The organism is Natronococcus pandeyae, assembly GCF_008122205.1.
GTDB classification, from domain to species: domain Archaea; phylum Halobacteriota; class Halobacteria; order Halobacteriales; family Natrialbaceae; genus Natronococcus; species Natronococcus pandeyae.
The window spans coordinates 605,416-626,377 of sequence record NZ_PHNJ01000002.1 but is presented as its reverse complement, the minus strand read 5'-3'; the positions used below and the strand labels follow the sequence as shown (position 1 = coordinate 626,377).

Here is a 20,962-nt window from a genome sequence, read left to right as displayed (position 1 = left end):
TGGATCTTGATATATGCCCGTCGTTAGCGTCTCGATGCCGGAGGAACTACTCGAGCGACTCGACGCCCACGCAGCGGCCCACGAGTATACGGGCCGCAGCGAAGTCGTCCGCGAGAGCGCCAGATCGCTGCTCACCGAGTTCGAGGACGAACGTTTCGAGGACGCCCACCTCGCCGGAACCGTCAGCGTGCTCTACGACTTCGGAACACCGTGCATCGAACGTCGTGTCACGGAGCTTCGCCACGAGTTCGACGCTGCCGTCGCGGCGAACGATCACAGCCACGTCGACGACTACTGTCTGGATCTGTTCGTTCTCGAGACCGAACTCGAGGAGATCTCGTCGTTCGTCGGCAAGCTACGGGCCGTCGACGGCGTCGAGAACGTCGACTACTCGCTCGTTTCGCTGGATACCGTCGATCAGTTACCGGAGAACTGAGCCGGATTTTGGAGCGTCTCGAGTCGCTCCTCGAGCAGGTACTCCTCGTCCCAGTTGATCCCGACGCGCTGACCGTTTTTCGGCTCGCGAAACCGGATCTCCATCTTCCCCGTTGCGGCCTCGGAGACGGGGATCAGGTAGCGGTTGTCGTTGATCGGATCGTAGACGGCGAAGTACTCGGCACGGTCGTCGTATCCTCGCCGGTCGTAGCCGTCTCGACGTCGGCGCGTGCTGACCGTCTCGAACGCGACCGTTCCGTCGCTTTTCCGGTACGCGGTCTTGCACTGGATTCTGTGGAACCGTCCGCCAACTTCGATGACCAGGTCGTACGGCTCGTTGTCGTATGTCGGGACGAGTACGGGAACGTCGCGCACGACGAACGCCGCTTGTAAAATTGCCTCCGTCACCTGTCCGCGTTTCTGGGGCTCCTCGAGTTCCTCGTAACACGCCGGTCGATCGGACAGACCCCGATTCGCCGCGCTTTTCGACATGAATTACAGCGTCTCGGGCGGCGGACGAGTCCGGAACGGTGAGACGACTCTCCGCGACGAACGATATCGAAGAAGCGCCGAAGCCAGGACTCGAACAGGTGCGAGACGGTCAGGGTCGCTCACTGCGTTCGCGACCGGCTGCGACTCGCGTGTTCGAGTCTGACGTATTTCGCTGGTTTTCGAATCGGACTTGCTCGGCGCTGGCGCTCCTTGCGAGTGATATTCGGAGAAGCGCCGAAGCCAGGACTCGAACCTGGGACAACCTCGTATCTGCGGCGAACAGCGAATCACTGCGTCGCCGTAACAGCGAGGTGCTCTACCATCTGAGCTACTTCGGCTTATCCTCACGTTGTCGCGAGTGTTTGATAGGGCTTTCGTTTTGCCTTCCCCGAGTTCGACACGCTTTCACGCACCGCTCGAGTACTCTCCCTCGATGAGCGAGGACGAGGCCGACCGCGACGATAGCGAGCCGGACGAGACGAACGCCGGCGACGATTTCGAGACCGTCGTGAGCCAGGTCCACGACCGAGTCGACCCCGACGAGGACGAACGCACCCGGTTGCGCGAGGTCGCGGCGACGCTCACCGAGCGAGCCGAGACCGCGGCGACCGAGCTGTGCGCCGACGCCGACGTGATACAGGTCGGCTCGACCGCGCGAAACACCTGGATCAGCGGCGACCGCGACATCGACGTCTTCGTCCGTTTCCCGCCCGAACTCGACCGAGAAACGCTCGAGCAGTACGGCCTCGAGGTCGGCCACGCGACGCTGCCTGACGGACACGAGGAGTACGCCGAACACCCCTACGTCAAAGGGGAGGTCGAGGGGTTCGACGTCGACGTCGTCCCGTGCTTCCGACTCGAGTCCGCAACCGAGATCCGGTCGGCCGTCGATCGCACTCCCTTCCACACCCGATATCTCGAACAGCGCCTCGACGACGAACTCGCGGACGACGTCCGACTCACCAAGCAGTTCCTGAAGGGGATCGGCGCCTACGGCAGCGACCTCCGGACGCGTGGCTTTAGCGGCTACCTCACCGAACTGCTCGTCGTCGAGTACGGCGGCTTTCGTCCGTTGCTCGAGGCCGCGGCCGACTGGCAGCCGCCGGTCGAACTCGATCCCGAAGATCACGGTCGAGCGCGCGAGACGGCTTCGCCGTCTCGGAATGAAGCGGTCGGCGACGCCGACCTCCCGTTCACAGATCCGCTGGTCGTCATCGATCCGACCGATCCGGAGCGCAACGTCGCCGCCGTCTGTTCGGCCGCGAACGTCGCCCGATTCCAGCACTACGCCCGAGCGTTCCTCGAGGAGCCGTCCGTCGACTTCTTCGAGCCGGACGATCCGGACGCCCTGACCGCCGCGGAGCTCCACGAGCACCTCGAGCGCCGCGACACGACGCCCGTCGCCGTCCGGTTCGACAGTCCCGACCTCGTCGACGACCAGCTCTATCCGCAGCTTCAGAAATCGCTCGAGGGGATCGCGAACGGTCTCGACGACCGCGGCTTCGACGTCTTCCGGGCGACGGCGTTCGCCGACGATACCGCCGTCGTCTTCGCCGAACTCGCCGTCAGCGAGCGACCGGCGGTCGAGCGACACCGCGGCCCGCCCGTCCACGTCCGCAGTCACGCGGAAGGGTTCTATGAGGCCTACGCGGACGATCCCGACGTCTACGGTCCGTTCGTCGTAGAGGATCGATACGTCGCGGAGCGCGAGCGCGAATTCACCACCGCACGCGCCTTCCTCGAGAGCGATCGGCTCTTCGACGTCGGACTCGGCGCCCACGTGGAGACGGCGCTCGAAGACGGCTACGAGGTGCTGGTCGGCACCGAAGTGACGGCGCTGCTCCCCGAGTTCGGGATTCCGCTCGCAGAATACTTCGATCCGCGTCCCTGATTGCGCTGACGATCAGTCGAGATCCAGGTCGAGGTCGTGCGCGTCGGCGACCGTCTCGAGCATCTCGGTCGCCTCCTCGCTGCGTTCCCCGCCCGGTTCGATCGGCTCCCGTCCGTCGAACGTCTCGTGGACGAGGGCGACGCTGTCGGCCAGCACGTCCAGTCCGTAGCCGCCTTCGAGGACGAACGCGAGCGCGGCGTCCGTCGTTTCGGACAGCGACCGAAGTCGATCGGTCAGCAGTGCGTACGCCTCCGTCGAGAGACGGATACGGGAGATCGGATCGTGGCGATGCGCGTCGAATCCCGCGCTGACGAGCAGCAGGTCGGGATCGTAGTCCTCGAGGGCGGCCCTGATCGGTCCCTCGAACGCGGCGAGATAGTCCAGGTCGTCCGTTCCCGCCGGCATCGGGACGTTCATCGTCGTCCCCTCGCCGTCTCCCTCGCCGATCTCGTCGACGTCCCCGGTACCGGGATACAGCCCCTGCTCGTGAAGCGAGACGAAGAACACGTCGTCGCGATCGTAGAAGATGTCCTGCGTTCCGTTTCCGTGGTGGACGTCCCAGTCGACGATCGCGACCCGGTCGACGTCACGGGTATCGAGAACGTGCTGGGCGGCGACGGCGGCGTTGTTGACGAAACAAAACCCCATCGCGTCGTCGTAGACGGCGTGGTGACCCGGCGGGCGTCCGAGTGAGAACGGCGTCTTGCGGCCGTCTGCGCCGTCGAGTGCCGCTTCCGCGGCCCAGCAGGCGAGCCCAACGCTGTGTCTGATCGCGTTCCAGGTTTCCTCGACGGCGGTGGTGTCGGGGTCCCAGCTTCCGCCGCCCTCGGCACAGAACTCCTCGACCGACTCGAGGTACGTCCGCTCGTGGACGCCGTCCATCACGTCGATGCCGAGGGGATCTGCGTCGACGTACTCGACGCCGTGTTTCCGTTTCAGCCGTTCGCGGATCGCGCGCAGTCGGTCCGGTGCCTCGGGGTGTCGCGGGCCGGGATCGTGTGCGAGGCAGACCTCGCTGTAGCCAAACTGCATCTCACTCGAACAACGAGAAGTACGTCTCGATGTCGTCGTCGGTGATCGTTCGACGGTCGGCGTGACGAGCGAGGATCGCCGACGCTCGCGCGACGTTGTCGGCGTAGTCCTCGAGAATGTCCGCGAGCGCGATCCGGGCATCCATCGCCACCCGATAGCGGTCGTCGATCTCGAGGCGCGCGATGCGGTCGACGGGCGCGACCGGTAACTCGAGGTCGTCCTTCTCGACGACCACACCGACCTCGAAGTCCTCGGCCATGAGCGTCTTTCGCCCGTCGGCGGTCGCTCGCTCGGCGGCGTCGATCGCGAGCTCGCTTCCGTGTTCTTGAATGCGCTTTGCAAGTTCCTCCGATGCGTCGGCACTCACCCGGAGTTCGCCCGCGTTCCGCCGAATAATTGTATCTACCGGGGCGAACGGGAGTTCGACGTTCATATCATGATAGCCGGAGTTAACTCCCTTAACGCTTTTCCTCCGAATTCGGCGCTGCTCAGCGGCTCAGAAGACGTCGTTTGCCTCGAGTCGGCCGTCGCGGACGACCCCTCGGGCGGTTAGCTCCTCGCCGAGCCCGACGTCGGCGTCGGTGACGACACTCATCGTCGTCTCGCCGTCGTCGAGAACGACCGGGCTACCCGCCTGGACGACGACCCCGGTGAACTCGATCTCCTCGCCGTCGCTCGGATCGTCCGTCGGATCTGCCGATCCGGCGTCGCCATCACCGTCGGCCGGTGATTCGGTGTCGGTTTCCGACCCCGAACTCGAGTCGGCGTTCCCCTCGGCGAACGCCGACAGACCCGCGTTCTCGTCTTCGGATCGATCCCCATCGGCTTCCTCCGAGGCAGCGGAGTCGGACTCGAGGACCGTAATCGTCGACTGCCAGCCGGCGGAGGCCTCGAGGTCGTCCTGCCAGCCGTCCTGAATCTCGACGTCGCCCAGCGCGACCTCGTCGCCCGGTCCGACGTCGACGTCGGCCTTCTCCCCCCAGAGTGCCACGCGGATGTCGCCGGTCGCGTCCTGGACGCGAATGTTCCGAACCTGCCCCTCGGAGCCGTCGTCGCGGTCGAACGTCCGCTTTGGATCGGCCGAGCGGACGACGCCTGCGATGTCGACGGTCTCTCCGATCTCGAGGTCCTCGATCGGCGTGCTCTCCGGGACGTACTCGACGTCCGCGTCGACCTCTTCGACTGCGCCGCGGTTGCCGACGTGCAGTTCGAGCGTGCCGTCGCGTTCGCGAACGTAGCCGTCGACGACCTCGACGGTGTCGCCGGCGGCGAGTTCCTGCGATCGGTCGGCCTGTTCGTCCCACAGCGTGACTCGCACGCGCCCGGTCGAGTCGCCGACCGTGAGGTTCGAGACCTTCCCCTCGGAGCCGTCGTCGCGGTCGAACGTGCGAACGCTGTCGGTGTCGAGGACGACGCCGACGAGGTTGACGTTCGAAAGGCCCAGCGAGAGCGCCTCGACGGTGTGGGTGTCCGACACCTGGACGTCGATCTCGGTGTCCGGATCGGGCTCGACGTCGTCGACGCTGACCTCGACGCCGCTGAACCCTTCCTTCGGACGGCCCTTGATCCGCAGAACCTGGCCCTCCTCGAGTTCGCCGATAGCGGCCTCGGCGTGCTCGTCCCAGAACGCCGCGCGGATCGCCCCCGTCTCGTCGGCGACCTCGACGTTGACGACCCGGCCGTCCTCGTCCTCGCCGTCGCGTTCGAAGGTTCGCATCTCGCCGATGTCGATCACCTTGGCGACGAACTTCGCTGTCTCCATGCCGGGTTCGACGTCGGCGACGCCGCCAACCTCGCTCTCGCCAACTTCGTGAGCGATGAGCATCGCCGCCGTCTCTTCGTCTGCGAGTCCCCCCATCTGCTCGACTTTCGCCTCGACGGCCTCGCGAAACTCCTCGAGAGAGACGTCGGCCTCGAGGTCTTCGTATACGCCCTCGATGTCGCTCATTCTATGTTCGTGCATGAGTAGCCCGCGCATAAGCGTTGTTCATTCGGTATCTTCGGGACAGGTGCGAGCGCGGACCGTGGCGTCGCAAGGAGGTGCTGGCACCCTGTTCGTCGGCGATCATACCAGCGCTGGCCTCGCCTCCATATATAAATTCGCGGACGGCTCGAGTGACAATCACACGCCAGAATCGCCGGCTGGCGGGCGGGTTTCGAAAGGGCTTTAATGTCGACGGCGGTACGATGAGATGAGTCCTGGTAGGGTAGTGGACTATCCTCTTGGCTTGCGGAGCCAGGGACCGGAGTTCAAATCTCCGTCAGGACGCTCACTTATCGCGAGTGCTTCACGTTGTTCAGCACTCGCTCTTGCGTTCGGTCCTGACGTGCCTTACGCTCGCTGACGCTCGCGTAAGACTCCGTCAGGACGTTTCTCTTCAGCACAACACTGCGAGCGTAGCGAGCAGTACGTGCTGCAGGAAACTCCAACGCGGAGATTTTAGCAGGGAAGTCGCAGTCCGGAACGGCGCGAAGCGCCGCACGCCCGGACCGTCTCGGCGTGTTCAAATCTCCGGACGACGCAAGCGTCGTCCGTGCCTTACGCTCACTTCGTTCGCGTTAGACTCCGTCAGGACGCTTTTACGTCGGATTGGGTACCGTGTTGAGAACCTCGAGCCCGGTGTCCTCACGCACGTCGCCACGGTTTCAACACCGGTCGAGCGACGAGTCGTGACTCCGGGGAGTCGGCTGAACTGGTCGATAGCGGCGGTCGTGGTTTCTGAGCTACTGACGGCCCTCCGGTTTCGAGTCAGGAATTTGATTACATCTCCGAAGCACAAAACTCATCTCGACACGTCAACGATTCGGACTGAATGCCCTCCAGACGGAAGCTCCTCCTCGGTATCGGCGCCACGAGTACCGCGGCAATCGCCGGCTGTCTCGGCAGTCGTACCGACGAGCCGGGAACTGACGACGACTACGCGTGGCCCACCGTCGGTGCAGACCTCCGGAACTCGAGAACCATTTCCGACGGCGCAGCACCACGGGACGATCCGGACATCGAGTGGGCGGTCGACCTCGAGTCGTCCATGGCGACCGGCGAACCGATCGTGGTCGACGACATCATCCTCGTGAACACGGGACGCGATATCGTCGCGTTCGACAGAGGGACGAGGGAACGACGCTGGTCGATCGACCCCGAGAACGACGTCTACTCCTACAGCGGTTCGCCGACGGTGTTCGACGGCACGGCCTACGTCCCCGAACGCCGGGTGCTGGCGGCTCGAGACCTCGAGACGGGCGAGGTCGACTGGACGTTCGAACTCGAGCGGATCATCAGCGAGAGCGCCCTCACTGTAACGGACACAGAGGACGGGCGGGTGTACGTGGCTGGCGGTAACGCCGTCCACGCGCTCGACGCGGAGAGCGGCGAGGAACTGTGGGTTCAGGAATTGCTCGGGATCGCACAGTATGCGATCGCGAAGTACGCCGATTGGCTGTTCGTCGCGACGGGGGGCGGCGAACTGTACCGGATCAACCGGTGGGAAGGCCGCGTCGAGTGGCGACGGACGATCGAGGCGGGCATCTCAAGTGCACCGATCGTCCTCACGTCCGACGACCGCCGGGTCGGACACGGCGTCGCGGTCGCGGGCGGTGACGGCTCGGTCGTCTACTTCGACATCAGCGGGAAACGCGAGTGGCGGGCGGAGCTCCGCGCGTTCGGAAACGACGGGCTCGCGATCGGTCACCGGACCGTCCTCGCTCGCTCGGGTTCGACGCTGCACGCGCTCGACGCGAACGACGGGGATAATCTCTGGCGCGCCGATATCGGACACAGTTCCCGGAACCCACCGATCGTCGTCGGCGACACGGTGTACGTCGGCGGCGATCGGCTCCGGGCGTTCGACGTCGGTGGCGGCTACGGCGTTCGCTCGTTCCGAGTCGGCGGACAGCGGTTCGACCGCGAGGAGGCGGGCGACGTTAACTACGTGACCGCGGCCGACGGGAAGCTGTTCACGACGACGAACGTCGGCCGGTTCGAGGGCGACGGTACCGCGGAGTTGCTCGTGCTCTCGTAGGACCGGAAGCTGCCTGCACGGGGACTACCCCTCTCGACGCCCCAGTCGTGGCGTGAGCGAACAGTCAGGTCACGGAGACGGAGAGGACGACGCGGAATCGACTGCGCTCAGCCGACGGCGCGTCCTGGGTTCGGCGGCGGGAGCAGCGGTCGGCGGGGCGGGACTCGGCGGTATAACCGGCTCGGCCTCGGCGGCCGGGTTCACCGGCTGCGACGACTGGCTGGCCGCGCCCGCGGAGTATCCGGAGATCGACCTCACGGGCGGGAATCCGATGGCGTCGAATTTCGATGACGTCGAGGACGAATCCGAACTCGTCGTCTACGTCCACGGCTGGCTCGGCCTCGAGACCAGTACCGACCAGGCCTACACCCTCGAACAGGCGCTCGAGGAGACCGAGTACGACGTGCCAGTGGTCGCGGCGTCCTGGGAGGCGGACACGCGCAACTACTGGCGCGCCGAGAGCAGGACCGAAACGGCGGGCCAGCGGCTCGCGTCGTGGCTCGCGTCCGATCGGGTGGCTCTCGAGGAGCGGACGGTTCGGTTGGTCGGCCACTCCCTCGGCGGTCGGCTCTGTCTCGAGACGCTCACGGCGCTCGGCGGCGAGGCGACCGTCGACACCGTCGCGCTGGTCGGCACCGCCGCGGACGACGATTCGGTCTGTACGGACGGGCAGTACGCCTACGGCATCGACAACGGTGCCGAGGCGGTCTACAACTACCACTCCGAGAACGACGACAACGTCTGTTACGGCTACGACCTCCAATCGCTCGCGAGCGGTATCGGCTGTGGCGGTGCCGACTGCGACGGCGGCTGGGTCACCGACGACAGCGGTTCGGTGCCGGAGAACTACACCGACGTGGACGTAACCGACGAGGTCGACGACCACTGCGACTACGCGAAACCCGAGGTGGGCTGTGTACCCCAGATCGTCGCCGGGTTCGAGTGAGACTCGAGAACCCGTCGCTCTAGATTATCTTCGTTAAAACTAGCGTCGCCACTCGAGTACGAAAACTGGGTGAGAGGAGTAAGCCCCCTTCTGTTCGTCCCGGCATTCGGCTGAGCGTCCGCGCCGTCCGCGGCGAAGCCGCGGGGCGTTCGGGCTACCACGGCGCGGACTTGCACCGGTGAGGGTTCGCCGTTCCATCGATCCTCGGCCGTCCGTGTGCGGTCGACCGTGACTCGCGATTCTCGTGCCGAAGGCACGTCGAACCGCGCACACGGTCCGTGGATTCGAACCACGGTTTCACAACCGCAATCCTCAGCGGGTCAACTCCCCTTCCTCTCGGTCGGGTTCGCGCGCATCATCGGTCGGGCCGAGACGTGTCGTTTCTGTTCCAGAGCCAGCGGTCTCCCGCTCCGGACTTGCGTCCGGTCACCTGCCCGAACAGGTGGGGGGACTTTCCTCGCGAGCGTGGCGCATCTCGGAGAGATGGGCCACGTTAGGAGCGTGACGCATCCCGAAGGGATGGGTCACGTGAGGTGCGTTGGGCAACCCGGAAGGGTGGCCAACGTCGTGGTGGTCCCGCCGTCGCCGGCGCGACCATCGCGGCAGCCAGGCTCTCTCTCCCAGTTTACTGTACGAGCGGAAGCCGAATAAGTCCCGCGGTCGCCGGGACTCGTCACCTCGGAACGAATGGAAGCGCTTTAGGAAGAGAATCACTATGTGCATCTGTATGTCCCAGCGACACGGCGTCGACCTTTCCTACGAAGACGGAGTGCGCGCTGTCGAACTCGCGCGCGAATCCGTCGAATCCTACGTGCAACACGGACAACGAGAACAGCCGGGCAGCATGCGGGAAGCGTTCTACGAGCGGACCGGGGCGTTCGTTCGCCTCGAGTCCACCCGCGGTCGCGGCAGCCTGCGCGGCTGTGCCGGCGGCTATCGCTCGGACAAACAGTTCGGGCACGTGATCGTCGACGCAGCGATCGAAGCCGCGAGCGAGGACTCGTGTGGCTCCGAGATCAGCCCGTCGGAGTTGCAGAATCTTACCGTTTCAGTCTGTGGGGTCAAGAACGTCGTGCTCACCGACGATCCGCTGGCGGATCTCGAACTGGGAACTCACGGCGTCGCCATCGACGGCGGCGAGGGCGGGTGGCTCTACCCGACCGTCCCCGTCCAGAACGGCTGGAGCGCACGCGAATATCTCGATCGAACCTGCCGGAAGGCGAAGCTCGCCCCGGGAGCATGGCAGAACGATGACGTCGTCGTCACGCTGTTCGAGGGCCAGGTCTTCCGCGAGCGAGAAGCCGACGGCAGCATCGAAGAGCTCTGACCACGGGAGCAGAACGGTCGTGGTGACGGCACCACTGCCGGTTACCGGAGCGATTGCCGCAACACTTCTCAAAAAATCGGTTCGCGAGTTCGGTCGACGAATGGGTCGGCTCCGGACGAAATACGGGCACACTGATCAGTCAAGCGATCGAACCGTTCTTGCCGGGTATCCAGTGCCAGATTAGTCCTCGCCGAACCCGACCGCCTCGGCGTCCGCCAGACACCGCTCGCTCGCGGCCTCGAGGTCGAACTCGCGAACGATCTCGCCGTCTCGCACCAGCGGCTCGAGCAGCGCCTCGCCGTCGTCGGGACCGTCTCGGTCCGCGAGCGCGACGTGGTGGCCGCCGTCTGCCGTTCGGTACACCTCTTTTGCGCCCGAGAGCTTGCCGCGCTTGGAGATCGGTTCGCCCTCGTCGCCGGACTGCGTCCGGCTGCTCGAGGAATCGTCCGATCCCTCGCTGATCTCGACGATGTCGAGGCTGAAGTCGATCGAGTCGGCCTCGGTGATGTGGCTGCCGACGCCGAACCCCTCCGCGACGTCGCGCAGGTTCCGGATGGTGTCGGGGCCGAGCCCGCCGCTACAGAAGATGTCGACGTCCTCGTGGCCGCGAGCGTCGAGTTCCCAGCGTACCTCGCGGATGATGTGACGGAAGTCGCCGCGACGGGAGCTCGTGGTGTCGATGCGGACGCCGTCGAGATCGTCGCCGAGCGTCTCGGCGGCCAGCAGGCTCTCGCTCTTCTCGTCCCAGAAGGTGTCGACGAGCGCGATCCGCGGAACGTCCTCGGGGACCGCTTCGTCGAACGCTCGCCAGGCTTCGGGCTGGTTCCCTTCGCCGAAACAGAACATGAGCGCGTGGGGCATCGTCCCGCCGGGCTCTCGGCCCAGAATTTCGCCCGCGGCGACGTGCGAGAAGCCGTCGAGGCCGGCGAGCAGCGCCGCGCGCTCGACCGTCGCCGTGATCGCGGGATGAACGTGGCGTGCCCCGAACGAGAGGACCGTCGAGTCGGGGGCCGCGAGTCGCGCCTCGAGTGCGGCCGTCGCGAAGCCACTCGGCTGAGAGAGGAAGCCGAGCAAGGAGGTCTCGAGTTCGGCGAACTCGAGGTACGAGCCTTCGATCCGCATGACGGGGCCGCCGTCGAACAGTTGGCCATCGGGAAGCGCGTCGACGTCGACGTCTCGTCCCTCGAACAGCGTCGCGATGTCCTCGACGCCGGTGAAGACGTCGAAGGAGCCGGTCGGGAACTGATCGGCGGTCACCTCGGCGACCACGTGGGGGTCCTTGCCCGCGTGCTCGAGCGTCGTGTGCGTGCGCTCGAAGTAGGCGTCCGTCGCGGTCCCCTCGAGGATCGCCTCGGACGAGACGGTTCCGAACGGGTTCGTCATACCGTCGGTTTTTGTCGGGGGCCAAATAAGCTACCCGTCTGCGGCCGCGCTCGCGGCCGACGGCGCGGAACTGGTCGGCGGTCCGTCCGGCGTCGCCGGCACCGGCGGTGTCGTCGGTTCTGCGAGGCCGGCAGCCTCGAGCGAGCGCAAGTCAGCGGCGGCATGGAGCGTCTCGAGGCGCTCCTCGCTGGCGTGGTCCGCCTCGATATCGGTGGCGCCATGCACCGCCTCGAGGTCGTCGACCCCGGGCGTGCCGACGATCTCGACCGTCTCGTTCGTCACGGTGACGCGGTAAGCGCCGGCGAAGGGATCGTCGTCGGCGATCCGGTAGACGGCGGTGCCGTTGTCGATCGTCTCGGCATCGGTATCGACCTGATCGGACTCGTCGTCGACCGGTTCGGCGTCGTTCGCCTCGAGCAGTTCCCGGTAGGCCTCGGCGAACGTCTCGGCGTCCGACTCGTTCTCCCAGGCGAGCGCCCAGACGTGGGCCGTTTGGTTGTTCTCGTCGTGGTACACCTGAACCGTGTCACCGGCCCAACCGTCGGTCGCGGGATGTGAGTAGTTGTACGGCGCCAGTTCGGTCCCGCCGTCCGTGAGCGACCGGTCGATCACGCCGTTCGCCCAGAGGGTTCCGAACAGCGTCGCCTCTCCCACCGTCTCCGTTCGCGGCTCGGCGTCCCCGTCCGTGTACGGTTCCCAATCGTCGCTCGAGCGGTCCTCGATCTCGACGTCGACCGGCTCGGTATCGGGATACAGTTCGGGATGGATTACCTGCGAAGTGCTCGCCGGGCGCTCGTCGTGGGCGCGGTCGACCGCGTCCCAGCCGCCGGTCTCGTGGAGGTGAGCGACGAACGACGGCCCCTCGGCGTACGGCGCGTAGATCGAGAGGAAGAGCCCGAGGTTGAACGGGCGCTCCTCGAGCTCGGCCGGCACCGGCTCGGGGTCGGGCACGCACTGCCACTCCTCACCGCAGCGCTGCTCGTACAGGTGCGGGACGTAGTTCGCCTCGCCCTCGAGCACGCCGAGTTCGGCCCGTCGCTCGTCGATCGTGGTCCCCTCCCGATCGAGACCGAAATGCTGGTCCTGGAGCGCGTGGACCAGTTCGTGGACCAGCGTCCCTCGATCGATCCGGATCTCGCCGCTGTCGTCGGCGACGAGCACGATCCGATCGTCGGAGTAGTATCCCTGGACGGCATCACCGTAGAGATCGTCGAGCGCACGGTTGACGTCCGTCTCGCCGTCGACGACGAACGCGCCGCGCCAGAGTTCGTTGCGGAACGCGGACGCGTTCGAGGGGTCGCTACGCTGTTCGCGGTACTCCTCCCGACTGATCACCTCGACCTCGACGTCGTGCTCGAACTTCAGCCCGCGGAGAACCTCGATTCGAGCCATCGACCGGTACGTGACGGCCTCGAGTTGCGCCTCGGTGAGGTGTCCCTGATCGTCGAATTCGAAGCTATCGTCGGCGGCGTAGTCGCCGATATGGCCGAGGTCGCGGTCGGTATCGAACCGATCGGGTGAAGCGGGTAGCGTACACCCCGACAGCACGACGAGGACGACGACGGCGAACAGCGCGACTCGGCGGCGCATCAGTGGCATATTCGAGGGAGAAGGCAAAGGTTCGTCGACTAGCTACGAATCAGGGCTGCTTCCGACCGACGTTCCGAACGCGAACCGCGAACAGCGCAATCGCGACGACCGCGACCGCGACGGGTACGCCGAAGCCGGGGATCGTGTCGCTCCCGTCGTCGGACTCTGCTCCGACATCGTCGTCGGACGGCTCCGGATCGGCGTCCTCGATCTCGAGCGTGTCCTCGCCTTCGGGCGCCGCGCCGGCGTCGACGTTCGGGAGTTCGTCGACCGACGGCGCGCGGACGATCGTCACCGTCTCGCCGTCGCGATCGACGTGGTAGGCGCCGGGGAACTCGTCGTCGATCACGTAGGTATCCTGGTGGCCGTCGACGGCCTCGGCGTCGTGGAGGTCGAGCAACTGCAGATAGCCGTCGACGAACTGCTGGCTGTCCTCGCTCGAGGTCCACTCGGTCTGCCAGACGTAGCCGGCGTGTTCGGCTGCGGCGGCCGGATCGTCCGTCTCGGTCGCCTCGTCGGTGACGTAGGTGACCAGTTCGTCGCCGGCCCAGCCGTCGGTGTACGGCTGATCGTAGTCGTACCCCTGCAGGTCCTCGGCGAAGAACTCCTCTCTGTCTATCACCGACGGCTGATTCCGGTCGTGTGCGTCCCCGGCGAACATCGCGACCAGCCCCGCCTCGCCGTACGTCTCGCTCGCGACCTCACCGTCAGCCTCGAACTGGCGCCACTCGTCGTTCGAGCGGTCCTCGACCTCGATGTCGACGGGGGTGCGGTCCTCGCCGGGTCGGATCACCTCGGAGCTACTGGCGGGCGGATCGTCGTAGGCCGCGTCGACGCCGTCCCAGTCGTCCCCTCCGCGCAGGTGGTCGACGTAGTCGGGACCGTCGTTGTACGGCTGGAAGACGGTCGTGTAGAGGACCCAGTTGAGTTCCGGCGGCTCCATCGCTGCGTCGTCGGGGAGGGTACAGTCCCACTCGGCAGCGCAGCGCTCCTCGTACTCGGTCTCGACCCGGACGGCGTCGCCCTCGATGAGGCCGTTCTTGGCGTTGTCCTGGTCGATCGTCTCCCGATCGTAACTCGACAGGTCAAAATGCTGGTCCTGGAGGGCGTGGAGCAGTTCGTGACCAAGAATGACCTCGTCCAGTTCGGGCGTCTCCGGATTGTCGGAGACGATGACGACCTGGTTGGTGCTCGGTTGGTAGTAGCCGTCGACGGCGCCGCCGTAGAGGGCCTCCTGCTCGTCGGTAGCGTCGGTACTCCGATCGACCGCGAACAGCGCCTCCTTGTTGACGTTCGACTGAAGTCGTTCCTCGCCGTTGACATCGGTGAAGACCGCGTCGTTTTGCTCCTGGAACTCCTCGCGCGAGATGACCTCGACCGGGACCTCGTCGTCGAACGTCAGTCCGCGAATCTCCTCGACGCGGGCCATCGAGCGGTAGACGACCGCCTCGAGTTCGTCGTCCTCGACGACGGCGTCGTCGCGTTCGTCGACGGCGAGTTCGTCGTCGTGCCAGTACCCTTCGACGTAGCCAACAGTGTCCTCGGTAGTGGGATCGTTCGGGCGGTCGACAGCGGCCGACTCGCCGTTCTCGACACCGGTCGAGCCGTCCGAGAGCACTCCCGGAACGGCACCGCCGGCCGCCGCGACGGTCAGCATCGTCACCATCGCGACGAGGACGACGAGCAGGCGTGTTCGCGTTGCGTTCATCTGTCCGTGATAGCTACCAGTAAGAAAGCACGGACAAAAAGGACCCCGGTCGAGTGGTGGCCGCAGGAACGTTTTTGCGATCGAGTTCCTACAAACACACATGCACCTCGAGCCATCGAACACGGCCCTCGTGGTCGTCGACATGCAGAACGGCTTCTGCCATCCCGACGGCACGCTGTACGCGCCAGGAAGCGAGGAGGCGATCGAGCCGGTCACCAGCCTCGTCGACCGGGCTCGCGAGGCCGGGACGCAGGTGATCTTCACGCGGGACGTCCACCCGCCCGAGCAGTTCGACGAGGCCTACTACTACAACGAGTTCGAGCAGTGGGGCGAACACGTCCTCGAGGACTCCTGGGAGGCCGAGATCGTCGAGGAGCTCGACGTCCACGAGGAAGACCACGTCGTCGAGAAACACACCTACGACGCGTTCTACAACACCGAACTCGAGGGGTGGCTGAACGCCCGTGGGATCCGCGATCTGGTCATCTGTGGCACCCTCGCGAACGTCTGCGTGCTCCACACCGGTGGCAGCGCCGGCCTGCGGGACTTCCGGCCGATTCTGGTCGAAGACCACATCGGCGCGATCGAAGACGAGCACCGGGAGTACGCCCTCGAACACGCCGAGTGGCTGTTCGGCGAAGTCGTCGACAGCGGCGAACTCGCGTTCGACGCCGAGTAACGCCGCGTCGGGACGGATTCACGCCGGCCTCGCCGACGGGAGGATGCTCGAGTAGCTGTCAGTTGCGTCGTCGGCTGGGAACCGAACGCGTTTTTCGGCGACGGTCCCCAACGGTCTACTGTGATGGTCCGAACGAGACGGCAGGAACGGAAACTCGACCGAGCGCCGACGGCCGGACGGAGCCCGATCGATCGAGGGACACGAACGACGACCGGTCGCAATCGGCCCGAGGAGCGTGAGCGGCCGTGAACGACCGCCGAATGCGCTCGATGTACCTGCTCGGTATGGGGCTGAACGCGCTCGCACTGGTGTACGCCGTGTCCGACGGGTCACCCCTGTTCGCCGTCACGTTCGGCCTCGTCATCGCCTATCTCGGCGTCCGGTACTGGATGGTCTCCTCCGGCGACGACACGGAGCGGTAGCGACAGTCGAGACCGATCGGTTCGTCGCAACCGGAGGGACGGTATAAAGAGCGTGTCACTGTGAAGGCGGAGCCGTATGGGGAACTGAACCAAGGTCTCCACTAATGCTCGACCCGGTCCCTGCCCCCGTGGAAACGGCGATCTATCTCTACTTCCTCGTCGTCGCGACGATCGGGCTCTCCCTCCACTGGCGGCTCTGGCAAGCGTCTCGAGCCAGCGAGGGCGCCGCGGCGGACGAAGAGCAATCACGTGCCGACTCCGAGCAAACGATCGACTGAGCCGTCTCGGCCGGCGGGGAACCCTTTTTTACTCGGGGCGGAAGATCCGGTACGATCCCTGGCCGGTGGCGACCGCCTTCGTCTCCCCGTCCGGCGTCGTGCTCTCGACGGTGACTTCGCTGACGCCGACGGTCGAGCCCACGCGGACGACCTCCGCCGTCGCCTCGAGGTCGCCCGTCGCCGGTCGGAGGTAGTTGACGTTCAAGTTGATCGTCGCGACACCCGTCGAGAACGGATCCTCGAGGTCCGTCTGGATCGCAAAGCCGCCGACGGTGTCGATGAGCGTGGCGGCGATCCCGCCGTGGATGTCGGGGCGCTGGTCCTCGCCGGCGTGGGGCCGGATATTCGTCAGTTTCTCGTCGTACGGGATCGAGAGCGTCATCGTCCCGTTGTCGACGTCGTCGACGCTCGTGCCGATCCACGAGAGAAACTCGTGGTACTCGTCGATGTAGTTCTGGAGGAACTCCGCGATGTCGTCGACGTCCTCGACCGAGGCCGGTGAATCGTCGCTCATGCCATCCCGTCCGCCAGCGACGCTCTTTATCGCTGTGCTTTACGGGTTACACGTTGTCGAGGGTTCATCCGTCTCGAGGGCGTTCGCCTCGTATGAACCAGCGTTCGATCGACCGCAGCAAGTCCGGTGATCGCCGTGTCTGACGACTCGGCCGGCCCCGAGTACGACACCGACGTCCGCGAACACCCGGACGAGTACGAGATCGGCCGCGGCGAAGAGGGCGTCTTGCAACCACCTTTTTTCCGTTCGGGTTCGCTCCCTGCGGTCGCTCACCCCTCTCTGCTCACGGGTGCTTCGCACCCGTTCGCACAGTTCGCGGAACCTTCGGTTCCGCGCCAACGCAAAAAATCTGGACCAAAAAAGGGCGCGGCCTCGCGACGCTCGGCCGCGACGACGTCGGAGGGGCTCGGTGGTGATTACCGTGTCTGACACCTCTGAGGGTCCAGAATACAACATCGACTTCCGCGAGCATCCAAACGAGTACGAGATCGGCCGCGGCGAGGAAGGCGTCTTCAAGATCGAACCGTACAAGAGCGAACTGCTGCCGCTGTGGTCCTACGCCGACGAAGAGAGCGCCGAGGAGTCGGCCGAAGCGATCTACGAGCAGTACGAACGGTACCGCGAGAACGACGAGTTCCCGGGGATGGACATGGCCCGGAAGTACCTGCAGATGGGGTACACTCGAGCGATGCGCTACGCGAAGTATCCGGGCGGGACGAAGTACGGCGAGGATGGGGAGGAACTCGAGCCCGAGCAGTGGGCCGACGCGGAGAAGCGCGAGGCGGCGCTGGTGTTCGAGGAGTACTGGGAGCGGGTCCGCGAGGACGAGGCCTACCAGAGCGAAAAGGAGCGACACCGCGAACGTCACGGATAGGACGGCCGTTCGAGTGCGACGGAGGATCGAGTACGACGATCGATCAAGCTCAAAGCGGCGTTTCAGTCTACAGAAAGCGTTTACAGGCTCTCGAGGGAGAGAGTCACATGCCGACCGATCGACGAACTCTGCTCGCGCTCTCCAGCGCCCTCCTCGCGGGGATGGCCGGCTGTACCACGGACAATGAACCGACGTCGAACGGCGATCCGAACGGAAACGGGTCGTCGTTCGAGTACGACGGCGACTTTCCGGAACTCGAGTTCGTGACCGACCCCGACCTCGAGCCTGAGTTGCTCGCCGAGCAGATCCACGAGAACGTCGCCTTCTCGCTCGACCTCCTCGAACAGCTTCGGACGGAAGAACCCGACGAGAACCTGTTCTTCTCACCGTACAGCGTCTCCGTCGCGCTGGCGATGACCCGCGCCGGCGCCCGCGGCGAGACGGCGGCGGAGATGGCCGACGCCCTCCGATACGAACTCGAGAACGACGACCTCCACGGGGCGTTCGGCGCGCTCGAGGACGAGTTCGAGCGACGGAACGAAGACGGTTCGGAAGTGGACGATCCGTACGGTACGGACGACGACGAGACCGACGACGAAGACGACCTCGGCTTCGAACTCTCGAGTGCGAACGCGGTCTGGGTCGACGACGAGTTCGAACTCGAAGAGGACTACCTCGAGTTGCTCGAGGTTTATTACGAGGCCGGTGAACGCCTCGTCGACTTCGCGGGGAGTCCCGAAGAGGCACGCCAGGAGATCAACGCGTGGGTCGAAGAGCAGACGAACGACCGCATCGAGGATCTGTTGCCCGAGAGCACGATCAGCGAGTCAACCAGGCTCGTCCTGACGAACGCGGTGTACTTCCTCGCCGCCTGGAAACACGATTTCGATCCGGCCGACACCGCGCCGGGGCCGTTCACGAGTCTCGGTGGCAGTGAGACCGAAGTCGAACTGATGCACCAGCGCGAGGAATTGCGCTACGCGGAGGTCGACGGCCACCAGCTCGTCGAACTTCCCTACGCCAACGACGACACGAGCATGGTCGTCGTGCTCCCGGCCGAGGGCGAATTCGAGTCCTTCGAGGAATCGCTCACGGTCGATCGGCTGGCGACCATGCTCGGAGAGACCTCGCGTCCGGAAGTCGATCTCGCGCTCCCGAAGTTCGGCATCGAGTCGGCGTTCAGTCTCGTCGACGTTATGCAGGAACTCGGGATGGAGCGAGCCTTCGGAGGCGGCGCGGACTTCAGCGGAATGGCCGACGGCGACTCGAGCGATCTGTACGTCGGCGACATCGTTCACGAGAGCTTCCTCGAGGTCGACGAGGAGGGGACCGAGGCCGCCGCCGCGACGGCGGTCGTGATGGACGAGAGCGCGGCGGCGGAGCAGGTCGAGATAACCGTCGACCGGCCGTTCCTGTTCTACGTCCGGGATCGGCCGACCGAGACGCCGCTGTTTTTCGGTCGCGTGATCGACGGCGAAACGCTACAGGACTAGGACTCGGAGTCGAAATCACCATCCATTTCGACTCTCGATGGCGCCGTACTCGTATCGGGAGCCGCGGATCGATGGCGATCGGGCGAATCGATCTATCGGCCGGAGGATCTCGAGGTCGGCGGCGAACGGCCCTCGATCGAGGAGAGCGGGGGGCTCGGGTTTCGCGCGAAAAGTCCAGTTCGCACAATAACGCCGGTCCGATTAAAAATGGAAAGACTCGGTAGCGGTCAGCTGTCACTCCGCTTCTTCTTCGTTCTCGGGCTCCAGTCCGTCACCCCGGCCAGGATGGCCGTCTTCGACGCCCTGACCCTGTCCGGGATGACCGCAATCAATGCTCCCGGCTCCCGCCGGGTCGCCGTTGACCGATGCGCTCCAGGAGTACTGGGTGTTCGGGGTGAGCGTTACGGATGCCGACCCGCTGCCGGCGACGTTCAGACTCGAGAGGTCGTTCCCCTGCGTACTGGTCTTGTTGAAGGAGACGATCGCGGAATCGTCACACCCGTTCGTGAACGTGTAGGTACACCGCGGACTTCCAGATCCTGCACTCGCAGTAACGGCACACGCCTGCGCAGGGCAGCTCAGAGAACCGGAACTGCTGGTCGACCCTCGAGTAATCACGACGGCGAACGTCCCGGAGGAATTACTCGCGCTGAACGACGCGCTGTCCTGTGCGCTGTTGAGTGTCGCTTTGTTCGACCCGTCGATTCGCACCTGGGTCCCCTGCTGGACGGTCTGATCCGCGGACGCCGAGAACTGTCCCACGTACTGACTGCCGTCTCTCGAGCAGCTGTTCAGAGTCACGGTGACTCCCTGTCCGCTCACCGAACTCGCGGCGGCGACGACACCAGGAACGACGACGCCGACGAGCGCGCTCGCGCCAACGGCCCGTAGTACGGTCCGTCGCGAGAATCTATCGCTAACATCACTTGTCTTCATTGTATTCTCCGTGTGACCCGTTCGAGGTCGGGAGCGAGGCGGGAAACCGCCGCACTGCGGCGCAGGCCCGGCACCGTTGCTCCGTACGTTCCGCCGACTCGGTCCGTGACCGTTCGGGCACGTTGAAAGTCGCTACGCCGCGTCGGAAGCCGTTCCGCCAGCGACGTCGACTTTCAGCCTATAGTACTCCTCACGTTCAGATAACCGATACACATGATAGGTCAGGTTCGATTTGATCTATTAATATTTGATACTATGACGGGAAACGGACGTACACAGATCGGATGATCTGATCGAAATCGAAGTCCATTGGCCCGACGCCGACTCGGTGTTCGCAACTGCTTCAAGTGCTCCTTCTGAGATCTGTCTCCGAACGGAAACAGAAAATGGACCTATCGCCACTCCCCCAGATCGTCGACGGCATCCGTCGCGATCCACCGCGTCGACGGTCGCCGAACGCTACAGAGGACGTACACCTCACCCGCCATCATGTAGAGTTCGTCACCGGGGAGGCGCCCGGAATCGGCCGGCTCGCAGGACGTGTCGTCGGTGTTCGAGGTATTCATAGTCTTCTCAAGAGAGTGAACGACGCCGACCGGCGTGAGTTGGATCCCTGACACACCATGGACGCACCAGTCGGTATCGGCGCCCTCAGGTTTCTAGCTTAACTCCTCTCGAGGCGTACCACATCTTGCGATGAGTTCACCAGTACCGCTGTTCATGATGCCCGGTGGGCCCGAACTGCTCATCATCTTCTTTATCGCCGTCCTGCTGTTCGGCTCGGCGAAACTACCAGGGCTCGCACGCGCCGCCGGCGAGTCGATGGGCGAGTTTCAGAAAGGGCGTGTTCGAGTCGAACGGGAACTCGACGAGATGCGAACAACCGCTCGAGAGAGCGTCGAGGCCGACGCCGAGGAGCGAGAACGAACCGCCGACTGAAACC

The 20,962-nt window shown here is 65.0% G+C and carries 22 protein-coding genes, 2 tRNA genes and 1 other RNA gene; 13 read left to right on the top strand and 12 right to left on the bottom strand.

Annotated features, from left to right (window positions below):
• Nucleotides 1-13 precede the first annotated feature (13 nt).
• Complete coding sequence (locus CV102_RS06660) at nt 14-436, top strand: CopG family ribbon-helix-helix protein (protein ID WP_148857086.1); 423 nt, start codon at nt 14-16, stop codon at nt 434-436.
• Here CV102_RS06660 and CV102_RS06655 read toward each other — a convergent pair.
• A complete protein-coding gene (locus CV102_RS06655) occupies nt 418-927 on the bottom strand; it encodes a group I intron-associated PD-(D/E)XK endonuclease (protein WP_394349476.1) in 510 nt (169 codons plus the stop codon). The genes CV102_RS06660 and CV102_RS06655 overlap by 19 nt on opposite strands.
• Before the next feature lie 232 nt (nt 928-1,159).
• A tRNA-Asn gene (locus tag CV102_RS06650) sits at nt 1,160-1,265 on the bottom strand.
• A gap of 95 nt (nt 1,266-1,360) precedes the next feature.
• On the opposite strand from CV102_RS06650, the gene cca reads away from it, so the two are divergent.
• A complete protein-coding gene (cca, locus tag CV102_RS06645) occupies nt 1,361-2,818 on the top strand; it encodes a CCA tRNA nucleotidyltransferase (RefSeq protein WP_148857085.1) in 1,458 nt (485 codons plus the stop codon).
• Nucleotides 2,819-2,830: 12 nt separating this feature from the next.
• Here the strand turns inward: cca and CV102_RS06640 are convergent, their stop codons facing one another.
• From CV102_RS06640 to CV102_RS06630, 3 genes are all read right to left on the bottom strand, one after another.
• On the bottom strand, nt 2,831-3,850 hold the full coding sequence (locus CV102_RS06640; RefSeq protein ID WP_148857084.1) for a histone deacetylase family protein: 1,020 nt from the start codon (nt 3,848-3,850) through the stop codon (nt 2,831-2,833).
• A 1-nt stretch (nt 3,851) separates the two neighbouring features.
• On the bottom strand, nt 3,852-4,283 hold the full coding sequence (locus CV102_RS06635; RefSeq protein WP_148857083.1) for a histone: 432 nt from the start codon (nt 4,281-4,283) through the stop codon (nt 3,852-3,854).
• A 63-nt stretch (nt 4,284-4,346) separates the two neighbouring features.
• Nucleotides 4,347-5,798: a single-stranded DNA binding protein gene (locus tag CV102_RS06630; protein ID WP_148857082.1), complete on the bottom strand. Its 1,452-nt coding sequence runs from the start codon at nt 5,796-5,798 to the stop codon at nt 4,347-4,349.
• A 248-nt stretch (nt 5,799-6,046) separates the two neighbouring features.
• On the opposite strand from CV102_RS06630, the gene CV102_RS06625 reads away from it, so the two are divergent.
• The 3 genes from CV102_RS06625 to CV102_RS06615 all read left to right on the top strand — a co-directional run bounded on the left by CV102_RS06625 (nt 6,047) and on the right by CV102_RS06615 (nt 8,815).
• A tRNA-Arg gene (locus tag CV102_RS06625) sits at nt 6,047-6,119 on the top strand.
• A gap of 544 nt (nt 6,120-6,663) precedes the next feature.
• Nucleotides 6,664-7,869: an outer membrane protein assembly factor BamB family protein gene (locus CV102_RS06620; protein ID WP_148857081.1), complete on the top strand. Its 1,206-nt coding sequence runs from the start codon at nt 6,664-6,666 to the stop codon at nt 7,867-7,869.
• A gap of 52 nt (nt 7,870-7,921) precedes the next feature.
• Complete coding sequence (locus CV102_RS06615) at nt 7,922-8,815, top strand: esterase/lipase family protein (protein WP_148857080.1); 894 nt, start codon at nt 7,922-7,924, stop codon at nt 8,813-8,815.
• 71 nt (nt 8,816-8,886) lie between these two features.
• Here CV102_RS06615 and rnpB read toward each other — a convergent pair.
• Nucleotides 8,887-9,292: RNase P RNA component (rnpB, locus tag CV102_RS06610), an RNA gene on the bottom strand.
• Nucleotides 9,293-9,542: 250 nt separating this feature from the next.
• On the opposite strand from rnpB, the gene CV102_RS06605 reads away from it, so the two are divergent.
• Nucleotides 9,543-10,142: a TIGR00296 family protein gene (locus tag CV102_RS06605; RefSeq protein ID WP_148857079.1), complete on the top strand. Its 600-nt coding sequence runs from the start codon at nt 9,543-9,545 to the stop codon at nt 10,140-10,142.
• A gap of 180 nt (nt 10,143-10,322) precedes the next feature.
• On the opposite strand, the gene CV102_RS06600 is transcribed toward CV102_RS06605, so the two are convergent.
• From CV102_RS06600 to CV102_RS06590, 3 genes are read right to left on the bottom strand one after another with little or no spacing between them, the layout of a single operon-like run.
• Nucleotides 10,323-11,525 carry a nicotinate phosphoribosyltransferase gene (locus tag CV102_RS06600; protein WP_148857078.1) on the bottom strand — a complete coding sequence of 401 codons (1,203 nt, stop codon included), beginning with the start codon at nt 11,523-11,525 and terminating at the stop codon, nt 10,323-10,325.
• Nucleotides 11,526-11,555: 30 nt separating this feature from the next.
• Nucleotides 11,556-13,115, bottom strand: coding sequence for an Hvo_1808 family surface protein (locus CV102_RS06595; RefSeq protein WP_148857077.1), 1,560 nt, complete (start codon nt 13,113-13,115; stop codon nt 11,556-11,558).
• Between the two features lie 49 nt (nt 13,116-13,164).
• Nucleotides 13,165-14,823: an Hvo_1808 family surface protein gene (locus CV102_RS06590; protein WP_148857076.1), complete on the bottom strand. Its 1,659-nt coding sequence runs from the start codon at nt 14,821-14,823 to the stop codon at nt 13,165-13,167.
• Between the two features lie 100 nt (nt 14,824-14,923).
• Here CV102_RS06590 and CV102_RS06585 point away from each other — a divergent pair, with 100 nt between their 5' ends.
• From CV102_RS06585 to CV102_RS25795, 3 genes are all read left to right on the top strand, one after another.
• A complete protein-coding gene (locus tag CV102_RS06585) occupies nt 14,924-15,502 on the top strand; it encodes a cysteine hydrolase family protein (RefSeq protein ID WP_148857075.1) in 579 nt (192 codons plus the stop codon).
• A 245-nt stretch (nt 15,503-15,747) separates the two neighbouring features.
• Nucleotides 15,748-15,924 carry a hypothetical protein gene (locus tag CV102_RS25800; RefSeq protein WP_187432878.1) on the top strand — a complete coding sequence of 59 codons (177 nt, stop codon included), beginning with the start codon at nt 15,748-15,750 and terminating at the stop codon, nt 15,922-15,924.
• Between the two features lie 104 nt (nt 15,925-16,028).
• Entirely contained in the window at nt 16,029-16,202 is a 174-nt protein-coding gene (locus tag CV102_RS25795; protein WP_187432877.1) for a hypothetical protein, read from the top strand.
• Nucleotides 16,203-16,230: 28 nt separating this feature from the next.
• On the opposite strand, the gene CV102_RS06580 is transcribed toward CV102_RS25795, so the two are convergent.
• Nucleotides 16,231-16,716, bottom strand: a complete 486-nt coding sequence (locus CV102_RS06580) for a PaaI family thioesterase (protein ID WP_148857074.1) — start codon at nt 16,714-16,716, stop codon at nt 16,231-16,233.
• Between the two features lie 135 nt (nt 16,717-16,851).
• Here CV102_RS06580 and CV102_RS25790 point away from each other — a divergent pair, with 135 nt between their 5' ends.
• The 3 genes from CV102_RS25790 to CV102_RS06565 all read left to right on the top strand — a co-directional run bounded on the left by CV102_RS25790 (nt 16,852) and on the right by CV102_RS06565 (nt 19,083).
• Complete coding sequence (locus CV102_RS25790; protein WP_187432876.1) at nt 16,852-17,145, top strand: hypothetical protein; 294 nt, start codon at nt 16,852-16,854, stop codon at nt 17,143-17,145.
• On the top strand, nt 17,138-17,590 hold the full coding sequence (locus CV102_RS06570) for a DUF4385 domain-containing protein (RefSeq protein WP_148857073.1): 453 nt from the start codon (nt 17,138-17,140) through the stop codon (nt 17,588-17,590). Before CV102_RS25790 ends, CV102_RS06570 begins: the two co-directional genes overlap by 8 nt.
• A gap of 107 nt (nt 17,591-17,697) precedes the next feature.
• Complete coding sequence (locus CV102_RS06565; RefSeq protein ID WP_148857072.1) at nt 17,698-19,083, top strand: serpin family protein; 1,386 nt, start codon at nt 17,698-17,700, stop codon at nt 19,081-19,083.
• 234 nt (nt 19,084-19,317) lie between these two features.
• Here the strand turns inward: CV102_RS06565 and CV102_RS06560 are convergent, their stop codons facing one another.
• Nucleotides 19,318-20,019 (bottom strand): hypothetical protein, encoded by a 702-nt coding sequence (locus CV102_RS06560; protein ID WP_148857071.1) that lies wholly within the window; start codon nt 20,017-20,019, stop codon nt 19,318-19,320.
• Nucleotides 20,020-20,411: 392 nt separating this feature from the next.
• Nucleotides 20,412-20,585 (bottom strand): hypothetical protein, encoded by a 174-nt coding sequence (locus CV102_RS25785; RefSeq protein ID WP_187432875.1) that lies wholly within the window; start codon nt 20,583-20,585, stop codon nt 20,412-20,414.
• Between the two features lie 130 nt (nt 20,586-20,715).
• On the opposite strand from CV102_RS25785, the gene CV102_RS06555 reads away from it, so the two are divergent.
• On the top strand, nt 20,716-20,958 hold the full coding sequence (locus CV102_RS06555) for a Sec-independent protein translocase subunit TatA/TatB (RefSeq protein ID WP_233710640.1): 243 nt from the start codon (nt 20,716-20,718) through the stop codon (nt 20,956-20,958).
• Nucleotides 20,959-20,962 lie beyond the last annotated feature (4 nt).